Origin of the sequence: Polaromonas sp., assembly GCF_030689685.1 — a bacterium.
Taxonomy (GTDB): domain Bacteria; phylum Pseudomonadota; class Gammaproteobacteria; order Burkholderiales; family Burkholderiaceae_C; genus Polaromonas.
In genome coordinates this window covers 37,419-53,488 of record NZ_JAUYEY010000067.1, presented here as the reverse complement: position 1 = coordinate 53,488, position 16,070 = coordinate 37,419, and the positions used below count along the sequence as shown (strand labels likewise).

Below are 16,070 nucleotides of genomic sequence, written 5' to 3'. Positions count from 1 at the left end.
TCGCTTTGCATGCAAGCGGGGTTGATTGACCGCAGCAAGATGCCCCGCAGGCTACCCTGATACCCCGACCCTGATACGCTTGGTTCTCACCATGGTTCCAGACTTACCTTTCATTGAACCCCGGCGGCGGATTTTACAGGCCGCACTGCTGGCAGGCGGTGCTTGCGTGCTGTGGCGCGATGCCATGGCGGCGGGTGACGCCACCTACACCGTTTCACCCTGGCAAGGGACAGCGCCGGCTTTTGAAGCGCTCGACACCAGTGGTAAAACCTGGCGTCTGGATGATTTGAAGGGCCACGCGGTGCTGATTAACTTCTGGGCCAGTTGGTGCGAGCCCTGCCGCGCGGAAATGCCCACACTGCAGCAAATCGCCGACCTTTATGGCCCCGACAAGTTGCTGGTGCTGGCGCTTAACTTCAAAGAACATCCGAGGCGTGCCATCCAGTTCGCGGCGACGACAGGCCTGAGCCTGCCCGTGCTGCTGGACCCGCAGGGACTGACTGCACGGGCCTGGGGTGTCAAGGTGTTTCCGACCACGGTGCTGATTGACCGCCAGGGTCGGCCGCGCCAGCGCGTGCAGGGCGAGGTCGACTGGACCGGTGCGCCCGCGGCTCAATGGATCGACGCGCTGCTAAAAAGTTAGGTGACAGGAATTACAAGATCCGTTGTACCCGGATGCACCCAGCGCGCAAACTCACGCGTGGTGTCCAGGCAGCCGCCGTCCACGTAAACGCCGCGCGGCTCGCGGTAACGCTGCATCAGTGCCAGGATGCGCTCGACTTCGGCGGGATCCTGCCGCGCGGCGGCCACCAGTGCCTCCACCTTCGTTTCGTCGATGCGCTCATGCCCTTCAGCGTCAATGTAGAGTGCATGGCGCCAGTGGTAAATTTCCAGGCACTTGTCGGCCAACGTATAGGGCTGATGCCGCTTCCAGAAATTGCTGAACAGGCCGGCACCCAGGTAGATGACCCAGGACCCTTCGTAGCCGGAGGCTTCCGCAGATGCTTCATCGGGATTGCGAAACCACACCCGGTCCCCCGGCACGTAATAACGTGGCGGCAGCGGTGCTTCCATGGCGCCTTGTTCTCGCAAAAATACCTCGTGAAACTCACCTGACATGATCGGTCGCCGCGTCCAAAAGCTTTGCAGGCTGCGGAAAAGATCGGGATGGCAATGCGCCAGTTCCTGCGCAATACCCAGCAAAATCACGTACTCGGTGGCGCGGTAGCAGGAAAACGAATACAGCGTGCCCGACACCTCTGGCTGCGTGGCCTTGGCCAGCGCCGCCGTGAGCGAAACACCGGGCAAGATGACAAAGCCGCAGTCTTCCTTGTAAGTCCAACAGTCCTCCGGCCGCTCGGCCTGGCTGGTATGAAAGGCCAGCGTGGTTTTGCGGGCGGCCTGCACAATGTTGCGCCGGATCTGCACGGCCGACACCAGTTCATCCGCGCTTGGAAATTCCACCGGGACAGGCGCCATCAGCAGGGCCAGCACGATTTCGCGCGTGAGGTCGCCGGGTTGGTGTTCGGTGTCGAGGTGCAGCATGTCACATAGCTGCAGGGTGTCGTAGCCGGGCGCCCAGGCGGCGGCCTGTTCGGCGTTCAGGCTGAAGCGGATAAAGCGGCCCGCGGCATCGGCCCCTTCACCGCTCAGCACGCGGGGGGCGAGGTCTGGCGCGTCCAGCCGGGTTAGCACGGCCTGCCGCGCTGCCGCGAGGTCATCGATGCCCGGCCCACGGATGTGCACGCCGCCCACTGGCCCGGATTGTTTGCCTGATTGATTCATGCTCGCCATCGCCTCCGGCCCTTGTCTGGCTGTTGTTGTAAGCGGCTTCGCGAATGCCAACTGTTTTTTTTGTCGGCTGCAAGCCCATCCATTGCGCTTATACCCCACCTCTGAATTCAGTAGTTTTCAGAAGACGCCGTTCATCCTAAGCTCGAACCCCAACAGGAAGACCATGACTGATTCGCTCCATTCACCCCAAGCTTCGGCATCTTCAAACAGCCTGCCGCTCGCAGGCATCAAAGTGCTGGACCTCACCCGGGCGCTCGCCGGGCCATTCTGCACCATGGTGCTGGCTGACCTGGGAGCGGATGTTGTCAAGGTAGAACCCAGTCCCAACGGCGACATGATTCGCAACTGGGGCCCCTACGACCGGGGTGTCAGCGCCTATTACCTCAGCGGCAACCGCAACAAGCGCGGCATGGCGCTTAATTTCCGCGACCCTGTCGCCAGCGATTTGTTGCGCGAGCTTTCACGCAAGTCGGACGTGGTCGTGGAGAATTTTCGCCCCGGAACCATGGAAGCGATGGGACTGTCCTACGAAACGCTGGTGGCCGACAACCCGGCGCTTGTTTATGCGGGCATCACCGGCTTTGGCCGAACCGGTCCTGCGGGGCAGTGGCCCGGGTTCGACCAGATTGCCCAGGGCTACTCGGGGCTCATGAGCGTCACCGGCTCGCCAGAGTCCGGTCCGATGCGTGTCGGGGTCGCCATCGGGGACCAAGCTGCGGGAATGTGGGCGGCCATGGGCGTGCTGGCGGCCTTGCTTGAAAGAAAGACCACGGGACGCGGGCAGCGGGTCGAGACTTCCTTGCTCGCCAGCCTCGTGGGCTTGCTGAGCGTCCAAGGACAACGCTATTTGAGCTTGGGCGAAGTGCCCTCCCCGGTGGGAAACACCCATCCGGTCATCTCGCCATACGGGGTGTTCCAAACCGCTGACGGGCCATTCAACATCGCCCCCGCGACGACCGACATGTGGTGCAAATTGTGCGCGTTGCTGGGTCTTGATGAACTGGTCAATGATCCGCGCTATGCCGACAACGCCGCCCGGGTGGAGCGTCGCGGCGAACTCAAGGCCGCGCTGGAGCTTGAGCTGAAAAAACATACGCGTGAGCATTGGACCCGGCTGTGCATCGAGGCTGGCATCCCGGCCGGGCCCATCAACGATCTTGCGGACGTGTTCGCCGACGAACAGGTTGTGCACTGCGGACTGGTCGAGGAAGTCGATCATCCCTCGTTGGGGCCGCTCAAGCAGGTCGGCTGCCCCATTCGCCTCGATGCAATGAACGGGAAATCGGTGCGTACCGCGCCCCCGCTGTTTGGGCAGCATACCCGCGAGGTCCTGGCGGATTACGGCGTACCCGTGTCGCGCATAGATGCGTTGATGCGCGATCAGGTGGTTTTTCAACATGTATCGATTCCCAACCAAAACGACACGGAGACAATATGAACACTTTTTTTTGCGCGCGGACGGTCTTAGGCCTCGCCGCCGTTTTTTCGCTGCCTGCAGTTCTGCTGGCCCAGGACTTTCCTTCCAGGCAGCCGGTCAAACTGATCGTGACCTTTGCACCAGGTGGAGGCACTGACACGATTGCCCGATCGCTCAACACCAAGATGTCGGAAATTCTTGGCCAAACGGTGATCGTTGAAAACAAGGCGGGCGCTGGCGGCAGCATTGCCACGGACTTCGTTGCCAAGTCTGCGCCGGACGGGTACAACGTGCTGTTCACGGTGTCGTCGCACAGCATCAACCAGGCGCTCATGCCCAAACTGCCGTTCGACACCGAGCGTGACTTGCGAGGTGTCACCTTGATCGGCGCCTTGCCGCAGGTGATTGCGGTCCATCCCTCCGTTCCGGCCAACAATCTCATGGAGTGGCTGGCACTGGGGAAGAAAGAACCAAAATACCTCAACTATGCCAGTGGCGGTGTTGGCTCACCGGGTCATTTCGCGGGCGGGCTGCTGCAGTCCATGTCCAAACAACCCATGAACCACGTACCTTACCGGGGCGCCGGCCCGGCCATCGTCGACGTCATGGGCAATCAGGTTCCCGCGCTCATTGGAACGCTGAGCGGCGCTTTGCCCCACATCAAGAGCGGCAAGCTGAAGGCGCTTGCCGTCACCTCGAAGGAACGCTCCCCCTTGATCCCCGACGTCCCCACCATTGCCGAATCCGGCGTTCCGGGCTATGAGTCCGACACATGGATCGGCACCTTTGTGCCGCGCAGCACGCCTGAAGCGATCGTACGCAAGTTGCACCTCGCCACGCTTGCGGCGCTGGCCGATCCCGTGGTTCGCGCCAAGATAGAAAGCCAGGCAGGCCGTGTATCCGGCGGTTCGCCGTCCGACCTTGACGCACTGGTATCGAAAGAGATCAAGCAGTTCACGAAGGTCGTGCAAGACCAGGGAATCAAGCCGGAATGAAAGAACGCGAATGCCAGGTGGAAGAGCTGGAGCCAGAGGCGCTGACGCGGCCGGTGCTGGTCATCAACGAGGCATGTGCGACGATAACCTTGCGCCGCCCCGGGCAGCACAACCGCGTTGACCCGGAGGACATCCCGGTGCTGATGGCGCACCTTGATGACATCGAACGCAACACAGCTATCAGGGCAATTGTGTTCACGGGCAGCGGATCGAAAACCTTCTGCTCCGGCTACACCCTTGGCGCTATTCAGTCGCGGCTTGACCACAGTTTCGAGAACATGCTCGATCGCGTGGAAGCACTGGCTTTGCCGACCATCTGCGCGCTCAACGGAAGCGTTTATGGCGGCGGCACCGATTTCGCGATCTGTTGCGATTTTCGTATCGGCGTCACGGGAAGCCGGATGTTCATGCCGGCCGCAAAATTCGGCCTGCACTACTACCCGGGCGGACTGCGTCGTTTCGTGTCGCGCCTTGGTTCACCTTTCACCAAGAAGCTGTTTCTCACGGGCCAGGTGATCGATGCGGCCGAGATGCTGCGCGTGGGTTTTCTCAGCGAACTTGTGCCGGCGAACGAATTGCCTGCGCGCGTCGAGGCCTATGTCGAGGCCATCATGGCCGGTGAAGCCGGCGCCGTGGCTTCCATGAAGCGCCATATCGATGGGCTCGCAGCCGGAACATGGCTGGACGCCGAGGGGCGGGAGGCTTATCAGGCCTCGCTGGCCTCACCCGAGGTGGCGCGGCGACTGGCCCTGCTGAACTGAGGTCACTGCGCCGGCTCGCACAGGGTCGTGCCACACCAGCGGCCGCTGCTCACCATCTCGCGAACGACATCGATAATCACGAGGCGGACACATTCGGTGGCTTGGGTCATTGAGGCCGTGCGTGACCAGGCGAGTGATGCGCGTCTGAGGACTTCAGGCTCGACAGGACGTTGGGCCAGGGCGCGTGTCGCCGCATGCCAGGACAGGGCGGAAAACGGAATCAGTGTCGCCAGGGCGCCTTGTGCGACCACGGTGAGAAGTGTCTGAATCGAGCTTGCCTCGGCCTGCACCTGCGGCGTAACGCCGGCTTCCGCAAAGGCAGCATCCACCATATGCCTCAGAGTGGTTGCTCGCGTCGTGAGAATCATTGGCGTGCCCGTCAGGTCGGCCAGGCGGACCGGTGTTGCCGGTAGTTTCCTGACCGGACGCGCCTGCACCAAGTAAAGACGTTCGTCCACCAAGGGCATCGTCGCCAGACCGGGAGGCGGCGACTTGTCGACGACGACGCTCAAGTCCACCCGTTCGTCAAACAGCTGGGCCGCAAGATAGGTGCTCGGGCTTTCGTACAACTCCACAAGGATGCCGGGATAACGTTTCTGCACTTCGTTGAGCATGGGGGCGGCGAGGATCATGGCAATACTCGAAGGCAGTCCCACCCTGACCCTGCCCGACGCATGCACGCCAGCGCCTTGTGCGACGTCCCGCGTCTCTGCGCCAAGTTTGAGGATCGTCTGGGCATGGCGATAGACCGCCCAGCCCGCATCGGTCGCCGTGACCCCCTTGACGCTGCGGGTGAGCAAACGGACGCCGACACTCTCCTCGAGGCTGGTCATCTGCTGGCTCAAGGCCGACTGCGCAATGTGAAGAGAGCCTGCGGCACGCGTCAGTGAGCCGGCGTCAACAATTTCGACGAAGTAGCGGAGCTGACGGAATTCAAGCATGGGTTTGGGAGACACGTTGCGTAAGGCGGCCGAGGAAGCACTGGGCGGGCAAAAAGAACTTTCGATTGTGGCATTGAACCGCTTGTTGGCACCAGTTTCCGCGCTTCGGCAGCCCCACGGGGACAACGCTCAAGTCACCAGACGCCTGAGTCGTTTCGGGGCGGCGGCGATGCGGCGTGAAAGCGGCCATAATTGTTCTGCGGTTGGGGGCTTTTTCTCCAGTCCGCACTGACATCCCGGTGCATCTTCACCTGCCCGTTCACGTCGCCCACCCACTATTTCGGAGTTCTTTTGATGACCACCGTACGCCGTACCTTCCTCAAAAATACCGCTGCAGCCGCGATGGCTGCCGCATTTCCCGCCATCAACTTCGCGCAGACCTCGGCGCGCAGCAACTTTGCACCCCAAAGCGGTGCCTGGCGTACCTTTGAGGTCACGACGCGCGTGGATATCCTCAAGCCCCAGGGCGTGACCAAAGTCTGGCTGCCGATTCCTTCGGTCAACAGCGACTACCAGCGCTCGCAGGCCAGCGGCTTTGCCAGCAACGGCAAAACCGACCTGACCGATGACGGGGTGGACGGCGCCAAGATGCTGTACGCCGAATTTTCTGCCGGCCAGGCGCAGCCCTTTGTCGAGTTGACCAGCCGTGTGCAGACCCAGGGCCGCGCCATCGACTGGTCGAAAAAAACTGCGGTGCGTGAAGATGCCGATACGCTGCACTACTTCACCCGACCGACAAAGTTTTTGCCCACCGACGGCATCGTGCGCACCACCGCGCTGCAAGCCACACGCGGCGCGAAGACCGATGTGGACAAAACGCAGAAGATTTACGACTGGATCGTCGCCAACACCTACCGCGACCCCAAGGTGCGCGGCTGCGGTGAAGGCGACATCAAGACCATGCTGGAGACCGGCAACCTCGGCGGCAAATGCGCCGACCTGAATGCGCTGTTTGTCGGCCTGTGCCGTTCGGTCGGCATTCCGGCGCGTGATGTGTATGGCATTCGCCTGGTGCCTTCGGCCTTCGATTACAAGGAACTCAGCGGCAACCCGGCCAGCCTCAAGGGCGCGCAGCATTGCCGCTCGGAAGTTTTCCTCAAGGGCTACGGCTGGGTGGCGATGGACCCCGCCGACGTGGCCAAGGTGATGCGCCTGGAAACCGCCGATTGGATCAAAAACACCACCAACCCAGTGGTCGCTCCGGTCAACAAGGCGCTGTTCGGCGGCTGGGAAGGCAACTGGATGGCTTTCAACACCGCGCACGATATTGCCTTGCCCAACTCAACGCAGGAAAAGCTGGGTTTTTTCATGTACCCCGTGGCCGAAGATGCGGGCGGTCGCTTTGACTCCTACGCGCCGGACGATTTCAAATACCAGATCACGGCCAAAGAAATTTGAGCCCCCACGCTTGCTCACTGCGTGTAGCTGCTGCACCTTGCAGGCCGCCGCGCGCCAGAGGCTTCGCTTCTGGCGCCTGTCCCAACCTGCTCAAAGCAGGTTCGGAGCCGCAGGCACCAGCCCCGAGGGGGCGCTGCGCCTGCGGCCCGGGCTTGACTAAAACCCTGAGTCACTCACTGGCAGATCCAGCCGCCGCTTGCTGCTGAACTGTCGGCGCTGGCCGGTGAAAGGGTCGTCGAAGCTGATGGCCTGCGCCAGCAACTGCAGCGGGAAGCGGTAGTCGTCCTCGGGCGTCGGGTCCAGCGGCGGGTAGACGCGGTCGTTGACGATGGGCAGGCCCAGCGCATACATGTGCACACGCAGTTGGTGCTTTTTGCCGGTGACCGGGTTCAGGCCGTAACGCGCCAGCGTGCTGCGGGTCTCCAGCAGCGCAATCAGGGTTTCGCTGTTGGGCGGTCCGTCCACCTCGGCCTGGCGAAAAAACGGCTGGCCTTCCACAATGCGACTGCGGCGCACGCGCGGAAAGGTGATGTCGGCGCGCCAGGGTGCAATCGCTTCATAACGCTTGTCCACCTTGCGCTGCCTGAACAGGTCCTGGTAGGCAGCGCGCTCCTGCGGTTTCACTGAAAACAGCACGATGCCGGCGGTTTCGCGGTCGATGCGGTGGATTGGGCTCAGGCCATCGAGGCCCAGCCGGTTTTTCAGTCGCACCAGCAGCGTCTCCTGCAGGTAGTGGCCCGAAGGCGTGACCGGCAAAAAGTGCGGCTTGTCGACGACCACCAGGTGCTCGTCCTGGAACAGCAGTTCCTCGTCGAATGGGATGCGGATTTCGGGTGGCAGGGCGCGGTAGTAGTACAGCCGCATGTGGCCACGGTAGGCGCGCTGTGGTGTGACGGGCTCGCCGAACTCGTCCATCACTGCGCCGACTGCCATGCGCTGCAGCCACACTTCGCGCGAAATTTCGGGGAAACGCTGGACCAGGAAATCGGTGAAGGTCGGCCAGCCGCCGCCGGGCAAGCTGACACAGCTTGGGCTCACGCCCTCGCGTGTGGGCAAGCCGCCGAATTTATGAGCCCCCACGCTTGTCGCTTCGCGTACTGCGCGAGGCCTTGCAGGCCGCCGCTCGCCAGAGGCTTCGCTTCTGTCGCCTGTCCAAACCTGCGCAGGCAGGTTTGGAGCCGCAGGCTCCAGCCCCTCGGTGGCGCTGCGCCTGCGGACTGGCAAAGCCAGATCCGCGGCCCCTGCTGGTGAAGAGAGAGCCTCGGCGGCCGTATGGGCCTGGCCTTCTACAGTTTTAAGGGGCTTGGACACGCGTAAACACCAGGTCCCAGACGCCATGCCCGAGCTGGATGCCGCGGTTTTCAAACTTGGTGAGCGGGCGGTAGTGCGGCTTGGGCGCGTAGCCGCCGCCGGTGCTGTCGGCGGTGTTTTCCAGCAGAGGTTCGGCCGCCAGCACGTCGAGAATCTGCTCGGCATACGGCTGCCAGTCGGTGGCGCAGTGCAGGTAGCCGCCGGCTTGGAGCCGCGTCATCAACTGCGCGATCAGCGGCGGCTGGATCAGCCGGCGCTTGTTGTGTTTTTTCTTGTGCCAGGGATCGGGAAAAAAAATGTGCACGCCGTCCAGGCTCAGCGGCGCCAGCATGTGCTGAAGAACTTCCACGGCGTCGTGCTGGACGATGCGGATGTTGGTCAGGCCCTGTTCGCTGATGCGCTTGAGCAGGGCGCCCACGCCGGGCGTGTGGACCTCGCAGCAGAGAAAGTTTTTCTCTGGCATCAGTGCGGCGATGTGGGCCGTGGCCTCGCCCATCCCAAAGCCGATTTCGAGGATGGTGGGCGCCGTACGTCCATAAACCGCCGCAAAGTCCACGGGCGCGGGCGCATAGGGCAGCAGGTAGGCTGGACCCACGTCCTCGAAGGCCTTGGCCTGGCCGAGGGTGGTGCGGCCGGTGCGGCGCACAAAGCTGCGGATGCTGCGATGGTGGGCGACCTCCGTCGCATCTGTCGCAGGAGGGGAGGTATCGCCGGGGGAAGTTGTTTCAGTCACAGGTGTGATTTTACGGGCGCGTGTTGACCGACGGCGGGTACAGGGCCGCCCATTGCTGCACCGCCTGAGCCAGCCAGTCCCCAACGCCGCCGCCAGCGGCCACCTGCAGGCCCAGCAATCGCGCTGTGGCATTCAGGCTGGCCAGCGGCGCGCCAGTGTCCAGCGGCTGCGCGCCATTTTGCTTGGACAGTTTGTCGCCGTCTGCCCCCCGCACCAGCGGCACATGCAGGTAGCGCGGTGTCGGCAATCCCAGCGCGCGCTGCAGCAGGATCTGGCGTGCGGTGTTGTCGGCGAGATCCTCGCCGCGCACCACGTCGCTGATGCCTTGTGCGCCGTCGTCCACCACGACGGCGAGCTGGTAGGCCCACAGGCCGTCAGCGCGTTGTAGCACGAAGTCTCCAACGGTCTGGGCCACATCCTGATGCTGCGAGCCCAGGCGTCTGTCTTGCCAGTCGAGTCCTAGATTTGCTATTAAATTAATAGCTACTTTCCCATGTCCAGCATGGGCTGGAGGCCAATTTTGTTCAATATTCCCAGTCTGGAAGCGCCGGGCGCGCGCAGGGCGGCCGCCCAGCCCGTGGCGGCAGGTGCCGGGGTAAACCAGCTCGCCATGGCGGGCTTTGGGCTGTCCAGCCTCAGCCAGCGCCAGCGCGATGTCCTGCCGCGTGCAGCCGCAGGGGTAGGCAAGCTGCTTGCCGATCAGCGCATCAAGCGCGGCCTGGTAGGCCGCGCTGCGTTGCGACTGGTACAGCGGCGGCGCATCGGGCAGCAGTCCGCAGGCTGCCAGCTGTTGCAGGATCAGGGCATCGGCACCCGGAACGCAGCGGGGCGTGTCGATGTCCTCGATGCGCACCAGCCACTGGCCGCCGTGGGCCTGCGCGTCCAGCCAGCTCGCGAGTGCCGCGACCAGCGAGCCGGCATGCAGCGGCCCCGTGGGCGAGGGGGCGAAACGACCGATGTAGCCCGCTGGAAGTCCTTTGGCTGAAGTTTGCATGGACAGAAATATGCCTCATCGGCAGTGAAAGCGTGGGAGCACTATGCGAGGCGCTCTCCCCTGCAAGCAGGGGCCGCGGGACTGGCTTTGCCAGACCGCAGGCGCAGCGGCCCCCTCGGGGGGCAGGGCGCTACACGCTAGTGAGCAACCGTGGGGGCTAACAGATCTTCAGTGCCATTTCCAGTCCCGAGACAAAACCGTCTTCAACACGGTGACCGGTACACCAGTCGCCGCAGGCGCCGATGCGGGATTTGGCGTCCCACAAAAAGGGCTTGCCCAGCACCTCGGTGGTCTGGGCGTAGCGCCAGCGGTGCACGGCGACATGTGGGGGTTGTGCGCGTATGCCGGTGACCTCGGTGAAGGCTTTCAGCAGTTTGGCCTTGACGCGTTCGTCGTCATCCTCGAGATGGCGTTCCGACCATTCGGGGCTGGCCTGCACGGTCCAGCGTTCGATCGCACTGCGGCCGGGCTTGGACGACTCGCGTGCCAGCCAGGCGATACGGTGATGGGTGCTGCGCGCGGCATTCCACTGCGGGCCCAGATGCGGCAAGGTCGGCTGCAGGGCTTGCGGGAAGGCCAGCATCAGGGTCCAGCAGGGGGCGATGCTGACGTCGGCGAGTGCCGGCATCAGGGCCTTGCCCTGTTGCGAGCTCAGCAGCAAGGCATGCGCCTGCGGCGAGGGCACGGCCAGGATCACCGCATCAAAGCCCGAATACACCAGAGGGCGCGCGCCTGGGCCCTCGGTCTGCAACTGCCAGCGCTCCGGGTGCAGCTTGTCTGTTTCCATACGAATCACCTGGGTCTCCAGCACCAGCGCATCGGCGGCCGCCAGCGGCTGGGCCCACTGTTTGACCAGCGCGTTCATGCCCGGTGTCGGCACCCAGTGCGCCTCTTTGGGCGGCAGCGAGGACGCCACCACACGGCCGGCCTCGTCGAGAATGCGCACGGTGTTGGCGCTCCAGGGCCGTACCAGGCCAGCACTGGTGGCCAGGGCTTTTTCAAAACGGCTGTCGCGCACCGTGAAGTATTGGGTGCCATGATCGAATCCGCCGAACTCGGTGTTGCGAGTGGCCATGCGCCCACCCGGACCCCGGCTTTTCTCAAACACCGTCACGCGGTGGCCTGCCTGCACCAGAGTACGTGCGCAGGTGATGCCGGCCATGCCTGCGCCGACCACGGCGATATGGCGGGGCGTGGAAGGGGTAGCAGGACGGGGGCGGGATTTTTGAGTCATGTCTTTGTTATTTCTGGATGTAGTCACAACGCAACCTTAAACGAAAACCATAGACGCACTCTACACGCAGCGGCGGTTGATGCCGGTTTTTACAGACTGGGGTCGCGCTCCAGCAGCGCCTTGCGTGTGGCTGGGCGGGCCAACTGCTGCAGCCACCATTGCAGGGCGCGCCCCTCCTGGCCGCTTTCGCTGCGGCGCCAGGCGTAACTAATCGGCATCACGCACGCAGTCCGCTGCACGCGCTTTTCCACCAGCCGGCCGGTGGCGATGTGTGGCCGCGCCAGGTACTCGGGCAAAAAGCCGCCGCCCAGGCCACGCAGTTGAGCGGCCAGTTTTTCCTGCATGCCGGGCACGGTGAAAATGTCCTGTCCGCCCAGCAGGCCGACAGTGACGCCTATGCCGCGCTGCACCGTGTCGGCCACCGCAACGGCGCGGTGCGGCATCAGCATCGCGTCGGTCACGGGCTCGGCGGCCAGCGCCAGCGGATGATGCGGCGCCACCGCGTAAATGAAGTGGATGTTGCCCAGTGGGTTGCTCTGCACCGATTTGTGCACGCCGGACTCAATCGCCACCCCAATGGCCAGGTCGGCCTGACCGGAAGTCAGCGCTTCCAGCGTGCCGGACAAGGCCTCTTCGCGCAGTCGCAGCCGGGTAGGCGGGTTCAGCGCGAAAAAAGCCTCACACAGCTCCATCACCGTGGTGCGCGAGATCACGCTGTCCACCGCCAGCGTCAGCGAGGGCTCCCAGCCGGTGGACACCCGCTTCACTCGATTGGCCACCGCATCAAGCTCCAGCAGCAGGCGGCTGCCCTCGCGCAGCAGTTCCTTGCCGGCTTCGGTCAACTTTGCCTGCCGCGAGGAGCGGTCAAACAGCAGGACGTCCAGCGCATCTTCCACCTGGCGGATCCGGTAGGTCAGGGCGCTGGGCACCACGCCGAGCTCGCGTGCGGCCGCTGCCATGCTGCCGGAGCGGTGCACGGCTTCAATCAGGCCCAGGGTTTCCGGGGTCAAGGCATCGCGCACGCGGTTTCGGATCATTGTTGCCTGATGAGCGTTTCAAACGCTTATGACAGTCGGAACGCTCAATTCCTCACCCCAACCCTCTCCCAAAGGGCGAGGGGGAGAGCGGTCCCATTCATTGTCGTGTATTTGGAAAAGAGCAACACTGGAATTCAAATAATTTGAATGATGCCATCAAACCGGCGCAACGGCCAGACTGCTGGCTGCCCCTACATTGGAGCTATTCACAGATCCGCTCGAAAGGCGCCATTCATGATCACCCAACGCCGTTCCAGCGAACGCGGTTATGCCGACCATGGCTGGCTCAAGTCGTTTCATTCCTTCTCGTTTGCCGGCTATTACGACCCTGCGCACATGGGCTTCGGGAATCTGCGCGTGATCAATGAGGACCGCATTGCTGCGGGCCGGGGCTTCGGCACCCATGGCCACCGCGACATGGAAATCATCAGTTATGTGCTCAGCGGTGAGCTGGCGCATCAGGACAGCCTGGGCAACGTCAAGGGCATCCCGCCCGGCGACGTGCAGCGCATGAGTGCCGGTACCGGTGTGCAGCACAGCGAGTTCAATCACGCCGTGGGGCAGACCACGCATTTTCTGCAAATATGGATAGAGCCCAATGTCACGGGCATACCGCCGAGCTACGAGCAAAAGAGCTTTTCTGACAGCGACAAGCGCGGGCAGCTCCGGCTAGTGGCCTCTGGCGATGGTGCGCAGGGTTCGGTAACGGTACATGCCGATGCTCAGCTGTATGCCGGCCTGTTTGACGGCGCAGAGGCTGCCGACCTGCGGCTTGATGCCTCGCGGAAAACCTATGTGCATCTGGTGCGCGGCGAGCTTGAGGTCAATGGCGAGCTACTGCACACCGGTGATGCAGCGATGCTAGAGGGCGAGAGCCGCCTGCAACTGTCCGGTGGCAAAGCGGCCGAGGTGCTGGTTTTCGATCTGGCACCCCATTGATCTTTTACCAATCACACGGCAGTGAATGGGACCGATCTCACCCTCGCCCTCTGGGAGAGGGTCGGGGTGAGGGATTTGAGCGTATCGACTGTCATGGTTTCATGAAACGCGCACGCTGAGGCAGGCCGGCATGACACTGAGGAGGCAACTTTCATCACCCTGCTGCATACTGACTTGCGTACCCCGGCTGCCGGGGTCAACACTTTTTCTTTTCAATCATTTTTAACCGAGGATATTCACCATGCTTAACTCACTTCAAAACCCGTTCTCACTGATCGGACGTGCACTGATTGCCTTGCTGTTCATCCCGTTCGGTTTCGGAAAAATCGGCGGCTTTGACCGTACCGTGGGCTACATCGCTTCCCAGGGTGTGCCGTTTCCCGAGGTGTGTGCAGCCATTGCCATCGCGGTTGAACTGGGCCTGGGTTTGCTGCTGCTGGTGGGCTGGCAGACGCGCTGGGCGGCGCTCGGCATTGCTCTCTTTACCGCGGTGATCACCTTCATCTTCCACCAGTACTGGGCGATGCCGCCCGAGCAGGTCATGATTCAGCAGCAACAGTTCTTCAAAAACATCGCCATCGTTGGCGGCCTGCTGACCATTGTTGCCTGGGGTCCAGGCGCGTGGAGTGTTGATGGCCGCAAAGGCTGAGTAGCGCGGGCTGTTGCCTCCCGAGCAGGCCAGCCTTTGAGTTGGTCTGTGTTTTTGATTCAGCCAAGGAGAAACAATGACAACAGTCGTGGTGCTTTACCATTCCGGCTACGGCCATACCCAGCGCATGGCGCAGGCGGTGGCCGATGGCGCGGGCGCTGACCTGCTGGCCATCGATGCCGATGGCAATTTGCCGGAAGGCGGCTGGGACGCCCTGGCTGCGGCCGAGGCCATCGTCATGGGCTCCCCCACCTACATGGGCAGTGTGAGCTGGCAGTTCAAGAAGTTCGCCGACGCGTCCTCCAAGGTCTGGTACACCCAGGGCTGGAAGGACAAACTGTTCGCCGGTTTCACCCACAGCGCGGCCATGAATGGCGACAAATCCTCGACGCTGAACTACCTGTTCACGCTGGCCATGCAACATGGCGGCCTCTGGATCAGCCAGGGCGTGATGCCCAGCAACAGCAAGGCGTCGCAGCGCAACGACCCGAATTACCTCGGCTCCTACAGCGGTGCCATCGGCCAGGCTCCGGCAGATGTAGGCGCCGGCGACATGCCGCCCGGCGACCTGGCGTCCGCGCGCGCTTTCGGCCAGCGTGTGGCCGAGGTCAGCGTACGTTTCAAGTCCTGAGCGACACCCCGCCCATCCAGAGTTGTCCACGCGTTCAAGGAGGCCTTATGTCTGTTGAACTCAAGCGCGACAAAACCCACGAGCTTGCACAAGCTGTCGCGATCAATCGCCATTCACCGATCACCGATGCCAGTCTGAAGGAGGGCGGCGACGACGCCGGTCCCAGCCCGCATGACGACGTTTCTGGAGAGCGCAGCGGAATTTACAAGTTGGCAGTGACCCTGCAGATTCGCGGCGCGCTCAGCGATGCCCAGTTGCAGGAACTGGAGGCCGGGGCGAGCAAATGCCCGGTGCACAAACTCATGGTTACCGTCCCCACAGAGACTGACACGCAGGTGCAGCGGCTGTCATGAGTGTGCTGATGACACTCGGCGGGCACGACAAGGACCTCGGTGGCGGGTTCAAGGTGCGTCGCCTGCTGCCCGATGAGCAGCGCCAGTCGGTCGACCCCTTTCTGTTTTTCGACCACTTCGGTCCCGTCACCCTTGCTCCGGGCGGCTCGCATGATGTGCGCCCGCACCCGCACATCGGCCTGGCCACCGTGACCTATCTGTTCGACGGTGCCATCATGCACCGCGATAGCCTGGGTTTCGAACGGCGCATTGCACCCGGCGCGATCAACTGGATGACGGCGGGCTGCGGCATTGTGCATTCCGAGCGCAGGCCCCAGGACTTGAAAGCCACCGCGTATGTCAACCACGGCATCCAGCTCTGGGCCGCGCTGCCGCGCGAGTTTGAAGAGGTGGCGCCCGACTTCGAACATGCGCCGGCTGAATCTATTCCGTCGGTGGTGCGGGGAGGCACACAGGTGCGTGTGCTGATCGGCGAGGCCTTTGGCAAGAAGTCGCCGGTCAGGACCTTTGCGCCCACGGTTTATCTGGATGTGCAACTGGCCGCCGGCGTCGCGTTCGAGTTGCCGCCCCTGGCGCAGGAACTGGCGGTGTACGCGGTGAACGGTGACATCGAGATCGATGGAGAAAACCTGCCTGCCCACAGGTTGGCGGTGCTGGCGCCCGGTGCTGCGGTGACCTTGCTGGCCGGTCAGGCCACGCGCCTGATGGTGGTAGGTGGCGATGCACTCGACGGTCACCGCTTCATGTGGTGGAATTTTGTGTCCAGCCGCAGGGAGCGCATTGTGCAGGCTTCGCGCGACTGGGAGGCTCAGACCATGGGTCAGGTGCCAGGTGACACGGAGCTAATTCCGCTGCCTGAGCGACGTTTTATCGCGGAGTGAGG

Annotated in this window: 17 protein-coding genes; 10 read left to right on the top strand and 7 right to left on the bottom strand. The window is 62.9% G+C overall.

What is annotated here, in order from left to right; all coding sequences use genetic code 11:
- Window positions 1-166: 166 nt before the first annotated feature.
- Window positions 167-643, top strand: coding sequence for a TlpA disulfide reductase family protein (locus tag Q8O29_RS15715; RefSeq protein ID WP_305564440.1), 477 nt, complete (start codon window positions 167-169; stop codon window positions 641-643).
- Here the strand turns inward: Q8O29_RS15715 and Q8O29_RS15710 are convergent.
- Window positions 640-1,785, bottom strand: a complete 1,146-nt coding sequence (locus Q8O29_RS15710; RefSeq protein ID WP_305564438.1) for a hypothetical protein — start codon at window positions 1,783-1,785, stop codon at window positions 640-642. The genes Q8O29_RS15715 and Q8O29_RS15710 overlap by 4 nt on opposite strands.
- A gap of 172 nt (window positions 1,786-1,957) precedes the next feature.
- Here Q8O29_RS15710 and Q8O29_RS15705 point away from each other — a divergent pair, with 172 nt between their 5' ends.
- From Q8O29_RS15705 to Q8O29_RS15695, 3 genes are read left to right on the top strand one after another with little or no spacing between them, the layout of a single operon-like run.
- Window positions 1,958-3,232 (top strand): CaiB/BaiF CoA-transferase family protein, encoded by a 1,275-nt coding sequence (locus tag Q8O29_RS15705; protein WP_305564468.1) that lies wholly within the window; start codon window positions 1,958-1,960, stop codon window positions 3,230-3,232.
- Window positions 3,229-4,206, top strand: coding sequence for a tripartite tricarboxylate transporter substrate binding protein (locus tag Q8O29_RS15700; RefSeq protein WP_305564436.1), 978 nt, complete (start codon window positions 3,229-3,231; stop codon window positions 4,204-4,206). Before Q8O29_RS15705 ends, Q8O29_RS15700 begins: the two co-directional genes overlap by 4 nt.
- A complete protein-coding gene (locus tag Q8O29_RS15695) occupies window positions 4,203-4,967 on the top strand; it encodes an enoyl-CoA hydratase/isomerase family protein (RefSeq protein WP_305564434.1) in 765 nt (254 codons plus the stop codon). The genes Q8O29_RS15700 and Q8O29_RS15695 overlap by 4 nt, the downstream gene beginning before the upstream one ends.
- A 2-nt stretch (window positions 4,968-4,969) precedes the next feature.
- On the opposite strand, the gene Q8O29_RS15690 is transcribed toward Q8O29_RS15695, so the two are convergent.
- Window positions 4,970-5,908, bottom strand: coding sequence for a LysR substrate-binding domain-containing protein (locus Q8O29_RS15690; RefSeq protein ID WP_305564432.1), 939 nt, complete (start codon window positions 5,906-5,908; stop codon window positions 4,970-4,972).
- A 294-nt stretch (window positions 5,909-6,202) separates the two neighbouring features.
- On the opposite strand from Q8O29_RS15690, the gene Q8O29_RS15685 reads away from it, so the two are divergent.
- Window positions 6,203-7,306, top strand: a complete 1,104-nt coding sequence (locus Q8O29_RS15685; RefSeq protein WP_305564430.1) for a transglutaminase-like domain-containing protein — start codon at window positions 6,203-6,205, stop codon at window positions 7,304-7,306.
- A gap of 156 nt (window positions 7,307-7,462) precedes the next feature.
- Here the strand turns inward: Q8O29_RS15685 and Q8O29_RS15680 are convergent, their stop codons facing one another.
- The 5 genes from Q8O29_RS15680 to Q8O29_RS15660 all read right to left on the bottom strand — a co-directional run bounded on the left by Q8O29_RS15680 (window position 7,463) and on the right by Q8O29_RS15660 (window position 12,615).
- A complete protein-coding gene (locus Q8O29_RS15680) occupies window positions 7,463-8,362 on the bottom strand; it encodes a pseudouridine synthase (protein WP_305564428.1) in 900 nt (299 codons plus the stop codon).
- Window positions 8,363-8,600: 238 nt separating this feature from the next.
- Entirely contained in the window at window positions 8,601-9,350 is a 750-nt protein-coding gene (gene trmB, locus Q8O29_RS15675) for a tRNA (guanosine(46)-N7)-methyltransferase TrmB (RefSeq protein WP_305564426.1), read from the bottom strand.
- A 10-nt stretch (window positions 9,351-9,360) separates the two neighbouring features.
- Complete coding sequence (gene gluQRS / locus Q8O29_RS15670; protein WP_305564424.1) at window positions 9,361-10,344, bottom strand: tRNA glutamyl-Q(34) synthetase GluQRS; 984 nt, start codon at window positions 10,342-10,344, stop codon at window positions 9,361-9,363.
- A 157-nt stretch (window positions 10,345-10,501) separates the two neighbouring features.
- Window positions 10,502-11,578 carry an NAD(P)/FAD-dependent oxidoreductase gene (locus Q8O29_RS15665; protein ID WP_305564423.1) on the bottom strand — a complete coding sequence of 359 codons (1,077 nt, stop codon included), beginning with the start codon at window positions 11,576-11,578 and terminating at the stop codon, window positions 10,502-10,504.
- A gap of 89 nt (window positions 11,579-11,667) precedes the next feature.
- Entirely contained in the window at window positions 11,668-12,615 is a 948-nt protein-coding gene (locus tag Q8O29_RS15660; protein ID WP_305564421.1) for a LysR family transcriptional regulator, read from the bottom strand.
- A 234-nt stretch (window positions 12,616-12,849) separates the two neighbouring features.
- Here Q8O29_RS15660 and Q8O29_RS15655 point away from each other — a divergent pair, with 234 nt between their 5' ends.
- From Q8O29_RS15655 to Q8O29_RS15635, 5 genes are all read left to right on the top strand, one after another.
- Window positions 12,850-13,554: a pirin family protein gene (locus tag Q8O29_RS15655; protein WP_305564419.1), complete on the top strand. Its 705-nt coding sequence runs from the start codon at window positions 12,850-12,852 to the stop codon at window positions 13,552-13,554.
- Window positions 13,555-13,795: 241 nt separating this feature from the next.
- Complete coding sequence (locus tag Q8O29_RS15650) at window positions 13,796-14,203, top strand: DoxX family protein (RefSeq protein WP_305564417.1); 408 nt, start codon at window positions 13,796-13,798, stop codon at window positions 14,201-14,203.
- Between the two features lie 76 nt (window positions 14,204-14,279).
- On the top strand, window positions 14,280-14,834 hold the full coding sequence (locus Q8O29_RS15645; protein WP_305564415.1) for a flavodoxin family protein: 555 nt from the start codon (window positions 14,280-14,282) through the stop codon (window positions 14,832-14,834).
- Between the two features lie 47 nt (window positions 14,835-14,881).
- The gene (locus Q8O29_RS15640; protein ID WP_305564413.1) at window positions 14,882-15,187 is read left to right on the top strand and encodes an OsmC family protein; all 306 of its coding nucleotides are present in this window, start codon (window positions 14,882-14,884) and stop codon (window positions 15,185-15,187) included.
- Window positions 15,184-16,068: a pirin family protein gene (locus Q8O29_RS15635; protein ID WP_305564411.1), complete on the top strand. Its 885-nt coding sequence runs from the start codon at window positions 15,184-15,186 to the stop codon at window positions 16,066-16,068. The genes Q8O29_RS15640 and Q8O29_RS15635 overlap by 4 nt, the downstream gene beginning before the upstream one ends.
- The last annotated feature ends 2 nt before the right edge of the window (window positions 16,069-16,070 follow it).

What these genes read in the sequence shown, in the direction of transcription:
- Q8O29_RS15710 (WP_305564438.1), bottom strand. Translation starts at nt 1,785, where the DNA reads ATGAATCAATCAGGCAAACAATCCGGGCCAGTGGGCGGCGTGCACATC.
- Q8O29_RS15705 (WP_305564468.1), top strand. Translation starts at nt 1,958, where the DNA reads ATGACTGATTCGCTCCATTCACCCCAAGCTTCGGCATCTTCAAACAGC.
- Q8O29_RS15700 (WP_305564436.1), top strand. Translation starts at nt 3,229, where the DNA reads ATGAACACTTTTTTTTGCGCGCGGACGGTCTTAGGCCTCGCCGCCGTT.
- Q8O29_RS15695 (WP_305564434.1), top strand. Translation starts at nt 4,203, where the DNA reads ATGAAAGAACGCGAATGCCAGGTGGAAGAGCTGGAGCCAGAGGCGCTG.
- Q8O29_RS15690 (WP_305564432.1), bottom strand. Translation starts at nt 5,908, where the DNA reads ATGCTTGAATTCCGTCAGCTCCGCTACTTCGTCGAAATTGTTGACGCC.
- Q8O29_RS15685 (WP_305564430.1), top strand. Translation starts at nt 6,203, where the DNA reads ATGACCACCGTACGCCGTACCTTCCTCAAAAATACCGCTGCAGCCGCG.
- gluQRS (WP_305564424.1), bottom strand. Translation starts at nt 10,344, where the DNA reads ATGCAAACTTCAGCCAAAGGACTTCCAGCGGGCTACATCGGTCGTTTC.
- Q8O29_RS15665 (WP_305564423.1), bottom strand. Translation starts at nt 11,578, where the DNA reads ATGACTCAAAAATCCCGCCCCCGTCCTGCTACCCCTTCCACGCCCCGC.
- Q8O29_RS15660 (WP_305564421.1), bottom strand. Translation starts at nt 12,615, where the DNA reads ATGATCCGAAACCGCGTGCGCGATGCCTTGACCCCGGAAACCCTGGGC.
- Q8O29_RS15655 (WP_305564419.1), top strand. Translation starts at nt 12,850, where the DNA reads ATGATCACCCAACGCCGTTCCAGCGAACGCGGTTATGCCGACCATGGC.
- Q8O29_RS15650 (WP_305564417.1), top strand. Translation starts at nt 13,796, where the DNA reads ATGCTTAACTCACTTCAAAACCCGTTCTCACTGATCGGACGTGCACTG.
- Q8O29_RS15645 (WP_305564415.1), top strand. Translation starts at nt 14,280, where the DNA reads ATGACAACAGTCGTGGTGCTTTACCATTCCGGCTACGGCCATACCCAG.
- Q8O29_RS15640 (WP_305564413.1), top strand. Translation starts at nt 14,882, where the DNA reads ATGTCTGTTGAACTCAAGCGCGACAAAACCCACGAGCTTGCACAAGCT.
- Q8O29_RS15635 (WP_305564411.1), top strand. Translation starts at nt 15,184, where the DNA reads ATGAGTGTGCTGATGACACTCGGCGGGCACGACAAGGACCTCGGTGGC.